Source organism: Bacillus cereus group sp. Bce041, from assembly GCF_052646455.1.
In genome coordinates this window covers 439,244-452,768 of the sequence record NZ_JBQXON010000003.1, presented here as the reverse complement: position 1 = coordinate 452,768, position 13,525 = coordinate 439,244, and the positions used below count along the sequence as shown (strand labels likewise).

Here is a 13,525-nt window from a genome sequence, read left to right as displayed (position 1 = left end):
AAATATGCTATAGAATTGAAACATATAAAACGAAGGTGGCTAGGTGCTTTGTCTGGAGGATCTGACCAAGTAAAGAATATGATATATATTAATGGTAATCGTCGAGGTCATTGTTTTATTACATCAGGAATTACGTTTAAAGAGTTTGCGAGTAACATCCCTTCACCGCTTCATCAAGTGTTGCTTTTAAAGCACAACTTTGAATGGACGGATTTTCATTATCATACTTTATTTGAATATGTTGAGGAAGAAAATATACATAAGTTAATTCAAGCAGAGATTGATGAATTTGATGAATTTTGTTGGGTAGATTTTGATGATGCAAGCGATTTAGATGAATTAGAGCCGAAAGAAATTGCAGAATTATTATATTTGGCTCACAAAAAAGAACCACTTGCAAGAACATTCTTTCCGTTACTGAAAAATCGATTTGTTTATTTTTCACATGATGACGGATGGTACAACAAAGTGTATTATCGTAGAATTGCTGATTTTGTAGGAATGTTAAGTAAAGTCATTCCGTATAAACTCGGTGCTTTCGGTAAGAAACGTTTTTCTTTCTTCCAAAAATCAAAAATTTTCCCAGCGATTTCAAAAGAATTGATTATGGGACTTATTCCACTAATGGAAGATGGTCTTTACATAGATTTAGCAGGGAAGATTGAGTCAAGAAGAGGTCTTGAAATTCCGGTATATGTAGTTGGTTCGTATGAAAGTACGGATGAGGTGTTAGATAATATCGATGAATTGAAAGAGGAAGCAACAGAAACAGGTTGGCTCATTTTTGATAAGAAAGAACAAGAGTGGCAATGGGTTGTTGACTAAGAAAACTTGGCGTATGAAGTCAAGTTTTCTTGTCATTTGAAAGGAGTACAAATGAAGAAATATTATACAATTGTGGGTATTATAAGTATTATTCTCGTGGCAATATTACTTATAACTTGTCCAAAAGAATCAGATTTTAAAGTGTATGTACAGGATAAGTATGCGTTGAATTGTAATGAGAGTAGTTTTGAATGCACGCAAAATGTAGATGGTAAAAAAGAAAAACTACAATTTGAAAGTACAGATGCACGAAATGGTGTATTCTTTATGACTGTAAAGCAAACATTTAAAACAGAAGCTGGTGTTTCAAAAGAATATAGCGGAGTAGGAATGTTTGGTACATTTCTTTTTGTTTCAGAGAAGACTTTCTAGTAATAGAAGGTCTTTTTTTTATGCTTATGTTCATATAGATGAAGTAAGACAAGCATAGGAGGGGTATTGATGAAGAACACATGTATTGTTTGTGGCGGTGAGGAGTTTTTTTCCTCAACGTTATATGCACGTACGAAACAAGATTGGGCATATGCACCAAACATGTATCGATTTGAAAAAGTATTTATTGAGCATCGAGATGAAGAAAATTATCCAGTGTTTCAAGAAATTACAGCGAAACATTGTTGTGGATGCGGTCATATTATGTTGTATCATGAATGAACACACCAAGTATGACTTGGTGTGTTTTTTTAAAACGCTGACAAAGCAAGCGGGTAAAGTAAAGTAAATAAAACAGAAAAACTACCAAAACCAATGGCTGTATATCCAAGTGTTCTTGCTCCGAAATTGACAGCTAATAGGCCAACTAAAATTGCTAGGGAGCCGAGCGTAACTGGATAAAAAGCAATGGAGAATAACGAAAGAAATAAAGCGACATAGCCTACCATTGCACCGGTATTTGTACCTTCTATCTCATTTGCAATTTCTTTACGCTTATGTCTAATTGGAATGCCAGCTGGTGATATTTCAGCTGCATACTCTTCGTTTTTTTCACCACTTTTAAAATGATGATTTCTCTTTCTTCGCATGTACATCCCTCTCTTTCAATTGGGTGTACCTATAGTATCTTTCATAAAGAGAAGAACATGAGTATGAGTTAAACCCAAGTAAAGCAAAAATTGGAGAATAAAGATTCCTTCATTAGCATGTATATCTCCTTATGAAGATAAAACAGGAATTTTGGAAAATGATGTAGAATGAAATGAGTGATAAAGCGTGAAGGTAGGGGAATGTATGACGAAATTTAATTGGCATGAATCAGCAGAAAAGAAATGGGATAGTAGCGCAGAGTTTTGGAATCAAAATAGTCAAGAGATGTGGGACAGTGGTAGCAGAAGTACAATTATTCCGTTTTTTGAACAATACGTGAAGAAAGAAGCACAAGTGCTCGATGTTGGTTGTGGTGATGGGTACGGTACATATAAATTAAGTCGCGCAGGCTATAAAGCAGTGGGAGTAGATTTATCGGAAGTGATGATTCAAAAAGGTAAGGAGCGCGGAGAAGGACCGAATTTATCTTTTATAAAAGGAGATCTTTCTGCATTACCATTTGAAAATGAGCAATTTGAATCAATTATGGCAATTAATTCTTTAGAATGGACGGAAGAGCCATTACGAGCGTTAAATGAAATAAAGCGTGTGTTAAAGAAAGATGGATATGCATGTATTGCAATTTTAGGGCCGACAGCAAAGCCACGAGAGAACAGTTATCCTCGCTTGTATGGAAAAGACGTTGTTTGTAATACGATGATGCCTTGGGAATTTGAACAGTTAGCGAAAGAACAAGGTTTTAAAGTTATAGATGGCATCGGCGTATATAAGCGCGGAGTAAATGAGAAGATGTTAGGTCAACTACCTACAGAGTTACAACAATCGTTAACATTCTTATGGGTATTTATGTTAAAAAACGTATGAAGAAATGAAAGAATTTTTAGGAGGTAAATAAGTGCAGAAAATACAAAAAACTGATACAATATCATCAGAACCAATTAAAGGGGGACTAGGGTATATGACAACTACTACAACAGTGAAATCCGATATTGAAATCGCACAAGAAGCGAGTATGAAGAAGATTCAAGAAATTGCAGCTGATTTAAATATTTTAGAAGATGAATTAGAGCCATACGGGCATTATAAAGGTAAGTTATCTCTTGATATTTTTAAGCGCTTACAAGATGAGAAAGACGGTAAAGTTGTTTTAGTAACAGCGATTAACCCAACTCCAGCTGGAGAAGGTAAATCAACAGTAACAGTTGGTTTAGGTCAAGCTTTTAACAAAATTGGTAAGAAAACAGTAATTGCACTTCGTGAACCATCTCTTGGACCGACGATGGGATTAAAAGGTGGAGCAGCAGGTGGCGGTTTTTCACAAGTCGTACCAATGGAAGACATTAACCTTCACTTTACTGGAGATATCCATGCGATCACAACTGCCAATAACGCATTAGCAGCGTTTATTGATAATCATATCCAACAAGGAAACACACTTGGAATTGATACGCGTAAAATCGTTTGGAAACGCTGCGTTGACTTAAATGATCGTGCCCTTCGTAACGTAGTAATTGGTCTTGGTGGACCTGTACAAGGTGTACCACGTGAAGACGGTTTTGACATTACAGTAGCATCTGAAATTATGGCCGTGTTCTGCCTTGCAACAGATATTCAAGACTTAAAAGCACGTTTATCTCGCATCGTAGTTGCCTATAACTTTGCAAATCAACCTGTAACGGTTAAAGATTTAGGTGTAGAAGGTGCGTTAACACTATTATTAAAAGACGCATTAAAGCCGAACTTAGTACAAACGTTAGAAAATACACCAGCTATCATTCATGGCGGACCATTTGCGAATATCGCTCACGGTTGTAACAGTGTTATCGCTACAACAATGGCAGCAAAATTAGGTGATTATGTTATTACAGAAGCTGGATTCGGTGCTGATTTAGGCGCTGAGAAGTTTTTAGATATTAAAGCTCGTGCAGCTGGCATTAAACCAGAAGCAGTTGTTATTGTTGCGACGATTCGTGCGCTTAAAATGCATGGTGGCGTTGCAAAAGATCAATTAAAAGAAGAAAATGTAGATGCATTAGCAAAAGGTATGGAAAACTTACAGAAGCATGTTGAAACAATTCAAAGCTTCGGTGTGCCTTTCGTAATTGCAATTAATAAATTCATTACAGATACAGATGCAGAAGTTACATACTTACAAGAGTGGTGTAATGAGCGTGGCTATGCAGTATCCTTAACAGAAGTTTGGGAGAAGGGTGGCCAAGGTGGAGTTGACCTTGCTGAAAAAGTACTAAAAGAAATCGAAAAAGGTGAAAACAACTACGCACCACTTTATGAATTAGAATTACCATTAGAAGAAAAAATTCGTACAATTGCTCAAAAAGTATATGGCGCAAAAGATATTGAATTTGCTCCGAAAGCACGTAAGCAATTAGCTCAATATGAAGGAGAAGGTTGGAGTAACCTACCAGTTTGTATGGCGAAAACACAATACTCTCTTTCTGACGATGCAACAAAATTAGGTCGTCCATCTGACTTTATCGTTACAATTCGTGAGCTAAAACCATCTATCGGTGCAGGCTTTATCGTTGCGTTAACAGGTACAATGTTAACAATGCCAGGTCTTCCAAAACAACCAGCAGCACTTCAAATGGATGTAAATGAAGATGGAAAAGCAGTAGGTTTATTCTAAAAGGTTGTAATTCATCTCGTTTATCTGTAAACTATATATACATCAAGTGGCGCCTTTCCATCGAAAGGCGCCTGTTTTTTGGAGGAAATTATGTTTGATCCAACTGCTTTTGACAATTTAAAAGTAATCGTAGAAGGTGCTGTGTATGATTTTGATCTACATGGAGATATTCTTGTAACAGATCGAAAAGATATGATGGATCTTGCTTCATTAAGTCGTATATATCATATCTCATTTCAATTAACAGAACCGTTTGAACCATTAGTAGAAGCAACATTTTCATTATCTGTGGATGCAAAGAACTTGTCTGGTGAAATACTAGAAGTGCCTCAGTTTACACCAGGTTGTGAAATGAAGCTAGCATTTTCATTCCCGTTAGAACAACCAGAAGTAAAATGCGAAGAAATTGAAACATTAATGCGTTCTATATGGGGAAAAGAAAGAATGATTATGCAGAAAGTTTCATACGAATATAATAAGCAAGCGATTTCATATCATAATAAGGTAGAGGTTCTATTTCAAAAAGCGATTACAGAAGACCATGTTGATGATTTAATAGCTGTTATTTCACACATGATAGAAACGGTGCGAACAATACAGCATTTTCTTCAAAAATAGAGATAAAGGAGAAAAACAAATGATAAAAGATATGCAACCATTTTTACAACAAGCTTGGGAGAAGGCTGGTTTTAAAGAGTTAACTGAAATTCAAAAACAAGCGATTCCAACTATTTTAGAAGGACAAGACGTTATAGCTGAATCTCCAACTGGAACAGGAAAAACATTAGCGTACTTATTACCACTTTTACATAAAATTAATCCTGAAGTAAAACAGCCACAAGTTGTTGTTTTAGCGCCAACACGTGAACTTGTAATGCAAATTCATGAAGAGGTTCAAAAGTTTACAGCAGGAACTGAAATTTCAGGTGCATCTTTAATTGGTGGTGCAGATATTAAGCGCCAAGTTGAAAAATTAAAGAAACACCCAAGAGTAATTGTCGGTTCACCAGGCCGTATTTTAGAATTAATTCGAATGAAAAAGCTAAAAATGCATGAAGTAAAAACAATTGTATTTGATGAGTTTGATCAAATTGTAAAGCAAAAAATGATGGGCGCAGTGCAAGATGTAATTAAATCAACGATGCGCGATCGTCAACTAGTATTCTTCTCGGCGACAATGACAAAAGCGGCAGAAGATGCGGCACGTGATTTAGCAGTTGAACCACAATTAGTACGTGTAACACGTGCAGAATCAAAAAGCTTAGTTGAGCATACGTATATCATTTGTGAGCGACGCGAAAAAAATGATTACGTAAGAAGAATTATGCATATGGGCGATGTAAAAGCAGTTGCTTTCTTAAACGACCCATTCCGTTTAGATGAAATTACTGAGAAATTGAAATTCCGTAAAATGAAAGCAGCGGCTCTTCATGCAGAAGCAAGTAAACAAGAGCGTGAAGCGACAATGCGTGCTTTCCGCGGAGGGAAATTAGAAATTCTACTTGCTACTGATATTGCAGCGCGCGGTATCGATATTGACGATTTAACACACGTAATTCACCTAGAATTACCAGACACAGTAGACCAATACATTCACCGCTCAGGACGTACTGGACGTATGGGTAAAGAAGGAACTGTCGTATCTCTTGTAACTCCACAAGAAGAGCGCAAATTACTGCAATTTGCGAAAAAACTAGGCATCGTATTTACGAAGCAAGAAATGTTCAAAGGATCATTCGTAGAAACGAAACCGAAAGCACCAAAGAAAAAGAAACCAGCATTTACTGGGAAGAAAAAGCCTAGATAAATGATGGAGAAGGCGTAACTATTTGTAGTTACGTCTTTTTTGTTTGTAAACAAGTGATAATGGGAATTGTATTAGTGTTTTTAATGTGCCTATCATATATATGCTTCTACTGGGAGTATCGAAAAAAGGGTAGTTTATTTATTTGGTTTATACGAGGAGATAATATAAAAAAGTCGAATATTAAAATGATGCGAAATAATAAAAAGAAGGTACACATATGGATAGGAAATTAGGAATGTTTTTGAATACAAAATATATTGAAGTAAACGAAGGAATACAAAAAGCAAGGGAATGGGATTTAGAATATATTCAATTATATGCTATGAATCCGACTTTCAACTTAGCTAACATCTCAAAGATACAATGGAATACATTAAAAGAAAACTTATCTTTTAATGAGATTCAAGTCCCGTCATTAGCAATTAGCTTCGGAGAAAATGGAATAATAGGAACTGAAGCTGAATGTGTAATAGAGAGTTTTAAATATATTACTGATAAAGGGTTAAGGTTAGGAGCTAACATAGTAACAGCCCATATTGGGAAAATCCCTGATGATGAAAATAGTGAGTACTATGATAAAATGCTACGTGTTTGTAATGAAATAGGGGACTTAGCGTTCAGATTTGGAGGATTCTTCGCCATTGAGACGGGATCTGAAAAAGCAATAGTATTAAAACGATTTTTAGAAACTGCAAACTCGAAAGGACTAGCTGTTAACTTTGACCCAGCAAATTTAATAAGTGATGTAAATGAAAATCCGGGAGAAGGTTTATTACTATTAAAAGATTATATAGTGCAAACTCATATTAAAGATTGTACAAAGGTGAAAAGCGATAGTTCAAGTAAGTATATTGAAGTCGCAGCAGGGAATGGTGAAGTAGATTTCGATATATTCTTCAAAGTATTAGATAAAATTGGATTCGACGGATATAACATGATTGAAAGAAATGATTATTTTGATGAACTGGATGGGATGAGTCAGTCGATAAATTTTGCAAAGAAGTACATACCAACTCAAAAGGAATAACGATAGTATTTGTAGAAAGCTACATAGAATATAAAAACCATTAGGGGGAAATGTAATGATCCATAAAGTAGGACAAATTATGTTATATGTAAATAATCAAGATGAGGCAGTAAATTTTTGGACGGAAAAGGTAGGGTTTCATGTAGTAGCAGAGGAAGATAACAAGCAAGGAATGAGATGGATTGAAATTGCTCCGACTAACGGTGCAGAAACGAGCATTATATTACATAATAAAGAAGTTATTTCTAAAATGAGCCCAGAATTGAATCTTGGTACACCGTCCTTAATGTTCTTCTCAGAAAATCTTGATCAATTATATACAGATTTAACAAACAAAAATGTTACTGTTGGAGAAATGGTAACTATGCCTTCTGGTAAAGTGTTTAACTTTGCTGATAGCGAAGGGAATTATTTTGCGGTTATGGAGAAGAACCAATAATAATATTGCTATGTGAAAATCCCCCTCAAATATATTTGAGGGGGATTAAATTTTTGAAGTGGATTTTTCATTAGAGAGTTGTTTAATAAAAAATACTCCTTTTTCAATCGCTGTCTCAATATAGCCAACGATTTGGTCAAACGTAAATACTTGTAAGTCTTCATGCAAATGTTGCTTTGGATACAACATATCTTCAAAAAGATACTTTCGAAAAGCTAAAACGTTTTCTTTAGAAACCTCTTCAATATCCACAATGTGAGCCTCTTGATTGAGAAGAGAGAAAAGCTGTTGTTCTTGATCGTAATGATGAAGCAACTTTGCATTTAACAATTTAAAATCGTTATAGTACAGGGGTGCGATAGTTTCGTCATTCTCTATTCTATTTTTTAGCCAAGGTAGAAAAAATCCACTTAGCCAATTATCATCGGCGATGAGATGGGTATAATAGCCTAAAATAAATGGGGAATCTATATGTGATTCATATTTATGAAAAAATGAATCATAATCTATTCTTCTCGTATAGTTCTTCGTTGTACCGGCATAAAAATGTGAGGTTCCTTTTTCTTTTTTTGAATGAACAGCATCAGGGGCTACAGCTCCAAGTAAGAAAGAAGTCTTATCGTGAATAGATAGTTTCTCAGCAATACCGTTAGCGATAATAACATGCATAATTCGTGATCCCATGAATGCCACCTCTGTTTCCAGTATTCATTTCAGGAAGAGGACTGAACAGTTAGTATTACTTTCCCTGTACTTTTTCTACTTTCGACCCATTCATGTGCTTTCCCTGCATCTTGAAGTGGAAAAGATTTCGTAGCCTTAATTTGTAAACGTCCGTCACGCAAATAACGGAAAACTTCATTTGCAGTTTCTTGGAGCAGTTCAGGACGCTTTTTTCGTGTGGTTCCAAAGCTAAAACCGAGTATAGAGCGGCAACTTGCATGTAAATCTTTCGTTTGAAAGTTACCAATTTCACCGCTAGCATTACCGAAATGAACGAGGCGACCGTAATAAGCAAGGCAGTTTAAACTTCTTTCAGAAACCGTTCCAGAAATAGAGTCTAAAATTACATCAACCCCTTCACCATTTGTCAGTTCATTGACTTTCTCTACAAAATCTTCATCTTGATGACAAATAACATAATCAGCTCCAGCATCTAAAGCAATTTCTTTTTTTGCTTCACTTCCGACAGTGCCTATAACTGTTCCAGCCTCTAATAGTTTAGCAAGTTGAATTGCGGTAGTACCAATCCCGCCAGCAGCTGCATGAATGAGTACAGATTCACCTTTTTGAATTCTTGCAACATTTGCGAGTAAATTATAGCTTGTAAAGGATACGATTGGACAAGCGGCTGCAGCTTGAAAGTCAACTTCATGGGGAAATACGAAAGTAAGATTTTCATTTGCAACAACGTATTCTGCGTAAGATCCATTTTGAGGAAAAGCAATGACACGTTGTCCAGGGTGAATATTTTTCACATGAGAACCGACACGTTCTACAATACCAGTGGCATCTATACCTGGAATAAAAGGTAGTGCTTTATTTCCTTTTTTGCCATAACGTGATTTAATATCAGCGAAATTTACACTAGTAGCAACTACGCGAATTAAAACTTGATCTTCTGAAATAGCCGGTATATCAAAATCTGTATATTTCATCACTTCAGGACCACCGAACGACGTTACAACGATAGCTTTCATTATATGTCCTCCTAAATTTGACTATATAAATTATTTTAAATCGTTATCAGAAATTGGAAAATTATATAATAGTTATGTGTGGTTATAAGTGAAGCTTATGAACTCAGTGGATCATTATATTAATTTATATAAAAAACTTTTTCGGAAAAATCGAACGAAATATGAATTACCTGCCAATATATAGTGTAAGACAAAGGAGGGCTGGAATATGAAGGGTGAAATAGATTACGCACATTTAATTCAATTAACTTTATCAGGCAATAAAGAAGCGTATAGCGAATTGTATGATGTAACGATTCAAGAAGTATATAAAACAGCACATTTTTTAATTGAAGATAAAACGGATGTAGATGATGTCGTTCAAGAAGTATACATACAGCTATATGAATCGCTTCGTAAATATGATAGCGAGAAGCCATTTCGCCCTTGGCTAATTGGGCTTGCGATTAAACAAATTCATTCTTATAGAAGAAAGAGGTGGATGCGACTACGAATTATAAAAAAAGCAGAAGAGCAAAGAAAGCCAGTGCAAATTGATTTTTCTAACGATGTTGTAAGTAAAATATCAAACCAAAAACTAATCGAACTCATTCATAAATTACCGTATAAATTGAAACAAGTTATTATCTTAAGATACTTACACGATTATTCACAAGAAGAAGTAGCACAAATATTACATATTCCAATCGGTACAGTGAAATCTAGAATTCATGCGGCATTAAAGAAACTACGTCAAAAAGAGCAAGTAGAAGAAATTTTTTTAGGAGAGGTAGGGAATGTGAAATGAGTTTAGATTGTAGAGTTAGGGAATCTATACAAGAAGAAGCAAAGGGTATTGTTGCCCCGCCGGATTTAAAAGAAAAAGTAATCGTGCAAATAAAAATGAAGCACGGCGGGAGTAAGAGGAAGAAACGCCTTATCGCAGGAGTACTTGCAGCAGCTCTTTTAATCCCGACGACAGGTTTTGCGTACCAATCTATTATGGCGGATGGTATATATGGATCTTTTGAGAATTTAAAAAAACATGCCGGAGCAATGACATTAGAAACGTATATGCGTTTTAATGCAAAATTATCAGAAGCGAAAGATGAAATGGGTGCGAAGGAATATGAAGAGTTTACAAAAGAACTGAAAAAATTAACTAATGCAAAGCTTGCGTACGGAGATTCGAACGGTAATATAGATTATGATCAATTATCACCAGCTAAAAAAGAGGAATTGAAAAAGGTAGTAATGGAGCTTCATCCGTATTTTGATAAATTAAATGGCCATAAATCTAGTAAAGAAGTACTAACTCCTGAAGAGTATGAACAATATATGGAGGCATTAATGTCACATCAAACTGTGTTAGTAAAAACGAAATCGAGTGGAGGGATAACAGTAGAAGAAGTACCTGAGGCGTACAAAGAAAGATTTATTAAAGCAGAGCAGTTTATGGAGTATGTAAATGAAAAGGTGCGATAAGTAAAAAGCTCAAAGCTTTAGCTTCGAGCTTTTTTTATTGAAAGAAAATAAAGTATTCAATTATATTTTTTCATCGTTGCATTGTCCTTTTGTATAAAACAATCTAAAAGGGAATAACCAGCTATTAAACTAATAATCGTAACAAAAGTTGTATTTATTAGAATAATATTAACTAAATAAGGTAGGTATTCGGCAAGTGGTGAAAAGAGTAGTGCTGGGGAAAAGGAAATGAATAGTGTAGGCACTGTAATAGCAATAAATTTATCCGGTTGAAAGCTCCAGTTTTGTTTACTCGTTTCGCGATTAATAGATTGAAGGAATCGTAATAAAATGCCAACTATAAGAGGGAAGAGTGTAAAGTAGAATAATCTTGGATAAACGTTAAAGTTCACTTGTGCATCTGTATCTAAATAAAATTGAATTTTTACTCCTACAAATAATAATAAGACGATAAATAATGTGAAGCAGAGGTATAGCATCAATTTTTGCATTATATTCCACCATCCTTTACTCAAAATATATTCAAAAAAAGAAGAGATATACAATAACTACTGTTGTATATCTCTTCTTTTACTGTTAGTTAATAGTGGAGTTTGCTTTTTCTTGCTTCGTGAAATAATCAATAATGCCCATTGCGCTAATTTCTATATCTAAATGTAAAATATTATAAACGGAATGATCTGATGGAACGTTTAACTTTGTAAGATGAGAAGAGATTTTATCCATTAACAAAGTTTGTAAAGCTTTAGTCGCTTCATCGAAATCATTATACTTTTCAAAGACTTCCTTACCAGTCTGAACGAAAATAGGTAGCCAATGTTCCAATTGATTGTATACTTCTGTAACATGAGAGGATGCGCCGTAATGACCGAAATAAATAGTATCTACATTCATGCTTTGAATGTGATTTTTAGAAGCAATCATCGCATCTGGTTGGAATTGTGAAGGGGACGTTGATGGTAGATATAACTCTACATCAACGTCTGCGAGTTCTCTATAATAAATTCCAATTGTATCGCCAGTAAAAATCCCGTTTGTTAATGAATCGTGAATGCTAATATGGTGCTTCGCATGTCCTGGTGTATCATAAAATGTAAGGGTGCGGTCTTTTGCAATTTTTAACGTATCACCATGTTGTACAATATGAACACGTTCTTCTTCAATTGGAAGAATTGGGTCAAAGAGTTTATCGAAATCTTCTTTGTAGACAGCTTTTGCACCTAAAATAAGTTTTGTTGGATCAATCATATGACGAGCACCACGAGAATGCACATATAACGTAGCATTTGGACACTGTTCCATCATTAAACCAGCTGCGCCAGCGTGATCTAAATGCACATGTGTAACGATAATGTTTTTAACATCGTTTAAATCAATATGTAATTGTTGTAAGCCGTCTAAAATATACGGAAGAGAAGGGGCTGCACAAGTTTCAATTAAAGTAATATCGTCACCTAATAAAACGTACGTACCTGTTCGTTCATTATGCTGTAAATCGAAATCATCAATAAGATATAGGTGAGAAGATAATTGCTCTACTTTTTTCATAGTTACCACTCCTTATATACTGCATGTTTTTATTATACGCTAAAATAGAAAAAAGGCAGAAAACGAAGCTCGTCTTCTGCCTTTTTGTAATATTATTATTTCGTTTGTTGTTTATTAATAGACATAATGAACAGTCCAACAATCCCGCCTACTAATGGAAGCATAATCTCTCCTGCTAAATTAAAGTAGGAGCTTAAGAATAAACCATTTACATCGATTACCCAGCCAGTAACATACAATAACATCATATATAGTACGAAATAAAACTCGCGATTTGAAATCGTTTCATGTTGTGCAGTTTTCATAATGAACACCATCCTTTTCTTTTATAATGGAATATAAACTGTCACATTTTGTTCACATTTCAATTGTAAAACTTTCCATCATAAAAGTCTAGTGGTATGTGTCGAATTTTGAATGGAAATAAAGCGCTATCATTATAGCTTATAAGTACGTAATAAGAGCTGTATATTCACGAATGTAGTATAGTATAAACATAGAATGATAGTGAAGAGAGGGGCAAAGACAATGACAGTTTATGATTTTTCAGCTAAAACAATTACAGGTGAAGAAAAATCGTTAAAAGATTACAAAGGAAAAGCACTTCTTATTGTCAATGTAGCTAGCAAATGTGGTTTCACACCACAATATAAAGGATTACAAGAGGTATATGATAAATATAAAGACCAAGGACTCGAAATACTCGGATTTCCTTGTAACCAATTCGGGGGACAAGAACCAGGTACAGAAGCGGACATTACTAGTTTTTGTGAATTAAACTACGGTGTAAACTTCCCGATGTTTGCAAAGGTGGATGTGAAAGGTGATAAGGCTCATCCTTTATATATATACATGACAGAACAAGCACCAGGTTTACTCGGTATGAAAGCAGTGAAATGGAATTTTACGAAGTTTTTAATCGGAAAAGACGGGAAAGTAGTAGGGCGTTTTGCGCCGCAGACGAAGCCGGTAGATTTAGAAGTTGAGATTGAGAAGGTGCTTGGGGAATAAGTAGGAGTTTCAC

At 35.1% G+C, this 13,525-nt stretch carries 18 protein-coding genes; 12 read left to right on the top strand and 6 right to left on the bottom strand.

What is annotated here, in order from left to right; all coding sequences use genetic code 11:
* The first annotated feature begins 48 nt into the window (after window positions 1–48).
* The 3 genes from ACUN13_RS13880 (at window position 49) to ACUN13_RS13870 (ending at window position 1,479) form a co-directional block, all read left to right on the top strand.
* Window positions 49–825, top strand: a complete 777-nt coding sequence (locus ACUN13_RS13880; protein WP_000014087.1) for an oxalate:formate antiporter — start codon at window positions 49–51, stop codon at window positions 823–825.
* A 51-nt stretch (window positions 826–876) separates the two neighbouring features.
* Entirely contained in the window at window positions 877–1,197 is a 321-nt protein-coding gene (locus tag ACUN13_RS13875; RefSeq protein WP_000761174.1) for a hypothetical protein, read from the top strand.
* Window positions 1,198–1,266: 69 nt separating this feature from the next.
* Window positions 1,267–1,479 (top strand): hypothetical protein, encoded by a 213-nt coding sequence (locus ACUN13_RS13870; RefSeq protein WP_000798747.1) that lies wholly within the window; start codon window positions 1,267–1,269, stop codon window positions 1,477–1,479.
* Between the two features lie 29 nt (window positions 1,480–1,508).
* Here the strand turns inward: ACUN13_RS13870 and ACUN13_RS13865 are convergent, their stop codons facing one another.
* Window positions 1,509–1,847: a hypothetical protein gene (locus tag ACUN13_RS13865; protein ID WP_001253201.1), complete on the bottom strand. Its 339-nt coding sequence runs from the start codon at window positions 1,845–1,847 to the stop codon at window positions 1,509–1,511.
* A 205-nt stretch (window positions 1,848–2,052) separates the two neighbouring features.
* Here ACUN13_RS13865 and ACUN13_RS13860 point away from each other — a divergent pair, with 205 nt between their 5' ends.
* From ACUN13_RS13860 to ACUN13_RS13835, 6 genes are all read left to right on the top strand, one after another.
* A complete protein-coding gene (locus ACUN13_RS13860; RefSeq protein ID WP_000160043.1) occupies window positions 2,053–2,733 on the top strand; it encodes a class I SAM-dependent methyltransferase in 681 nt (226 codons plus the stop codon).
* A gap of 94 nt (window positions 2,734–2,827) precedes the next feature.
* Window positions 2,828–4,516 carry a formate--tetrahydrofolate ligase gene (locus tag ACUN13_RS13855; RefSeq protein ID WP_014482011.1) on the top strand — a complete coding sequence of 563 codons (1,689 nt, stop codon included), beginning with the start codon at window positions 2,828–2,830 and terminating at the stop codon, window positions 4,514–4,516.
* A 90-nt stretch (window positions 4,517–4,606) separates the two neighbouring features.
* Window positions 4,607–5,134 (top strand): hypothetical protein, encoded by a 528-nt coding sequence (locus tag ACUN13_RS13850; protein WP_000460219.1) that lies wholly within the window; start codon window positions 4,607–4,609, stop codon window positions 5,132–5,134.
* 19 nt (window positions 5,135–5,153) lie between these two features.
* Window positions 5,154–6,323 (top strand): DEAD/DEAH box helicase, encoded by a 1,170-nt coding sequence (locus tag ACUN13_RS13845; RefSeq protein WP_000588613.1) that lies wholly within the window; start codon window positions 5,154–5,156, stop codon window positions 6,321–6,323.
* Between the two features lie 217 nt (window positions 6,324–6,540).
* Window positions 6,541–7,350, top strand: coding sequence for a sugar phosphate isomerase/epimerase family protein (locus ACUN13_RS13840; protein WP_033695484.1), 810 nt, complete (start codon window positions 6,541–6,543; stop codon window positions 7,348–7,350).
* A gap of 55 nt (window positions 7,351–7,405) precedes the next feature.
* Complete coding sequence (locus ACUN13_RS13835) at window positions 7,406–7,789, top strand: VOC family protein (RefSeq protein WP_000581478.1); 384 nt, start codon at window positions 7,406–7,408, stop codon at window positions 7,787–7,789.
* Between the two features lie 45 nt (window positions 7,790–7,834).
* Here the strand turns inward: ACUN13_RS13835 and ACUN13_RS13830 are convergent, their stop codons facing one another.
* Complete coding sequence (locus tag ACUN13_RS13830) at window positions 7,835–8,473, bottom strand: zinc dependent phospholipase C family protein (RefSeq protein ID WP_033695483.1); 639 nt, start codon at window positions 8,471–8,473, stop codon at window positions 7,835–7,837.
* Window positions 8,474–8,502: 29 nt separating this feature from the next.
* Complete coding sequence (locus ACUN13_RS13825) at window positions 8,503–9,489, bottom strand: quinone oxidoreductase family protein (RefSeq protein WP_409532270.1); 987 nt, start codon at window positions 9,487–9,489, stop codon at window positions 8,503–8,505.
* Window positions 9,490–9,697: 208 nt separating this feature from the next.
* On the opposite strand from ACUN13_RS13825, the gene ACUN13_RS13820 reads away from it, so the two are divergent.
* Entirely contained in the window at window positions 9,698–10,276 is a 579-nt protein-coding gene (locus tag ACUN13_RS13820) for a sigma-70 family RNA polymerase sigma factor (RefSeq protein ID WP_000675556.1), read from the top strand.
* Window positions 10,273–10,953, top strand: coding sequence for a DUF3600 domain-containing protein (locus ACUN13_RS13815; RefSeq protein WP_078186667.1), 681 nt, complete (start codon window positions 10,273–10,275; stop codon window positions 10,951–10,953). The genes ACUN13_RS13820 and ACUN13_RS13815 overlap by 4 nt, the downstream gene beginning before the upstream one ends.
* Before the next feature lie 56 nt (window positions 10,954–11,009).
* Here ACUN13_RS13815 and ACUN13_RS13810 read toward each other — a convergent pair whose 3' ends face one another.
* The 3 genes from ACUN13_RS13810 to ACUN13_RS13800 all read right to left on the bottom strand — a co-directional run bounded on the left by ACUN13_RS13810 (window position 11,010) and on the right by ACUN13_RS13800 (window position 12,806).
* Window positions 11,010–11,444 carry a hypothetical protein gene (locus tag ACUN13_RS13810; RefSeq protein ID WP_001170914.1) on the bottom strand — a complete coding sequence of 145 codons (435 nt, stop codon included), beginning with the start codon at window positions 11,442–11,444 and terminating at the stop codon, window positions 11,010–11,012.
* An 85-nt stretch (window positions 11,445–11,529) separates the two neighbouring features.
* On the bottom strand, window positions 11,530–12,501 hold the full coding sequence (locus ACUN13_RS13805) for an MBL fold metallo-hydrolase (protein WP_000754976.1): 972 nt from the start codon (window positions 12,499–12,501) through the stop codon (window positions 11,530–11,532).
* 95 nt (window positions 12,502–12,596) lie between these two features.
* The gene (locus ACUN13_RS13800) at window positions 12,597–12,806 is read right to left on the bottom strand and encodes a DUF3925 domain-containing protein (RefSeq protein ID WP_000844984.1); all 210 of its coding nucleotides are present in this window, start codon (window positions 12,804–12,806) and stop codon (window positions 12,597–12,599) included.
* A gap of 223 nt (window positions 12,807–13,029) precedes the next feature.
* Here ACUN13_RS13800 and bsaA point away from each other — a divergent pair, with 223 nt between their 5' ends.
* Window positions 13,030–13,512, top strand: coding sequence for a glutathione peroxidase (gene bsaA / locus ACUN13_RS13795; RefSeq protein WP_409532271.1), 483 nt, complete (start codon window positions 13,030–13,032; stop codon window positions 13,510–13,512).
* Window positions 13,513–13,525: the final 13 nt, after the last annotated feature.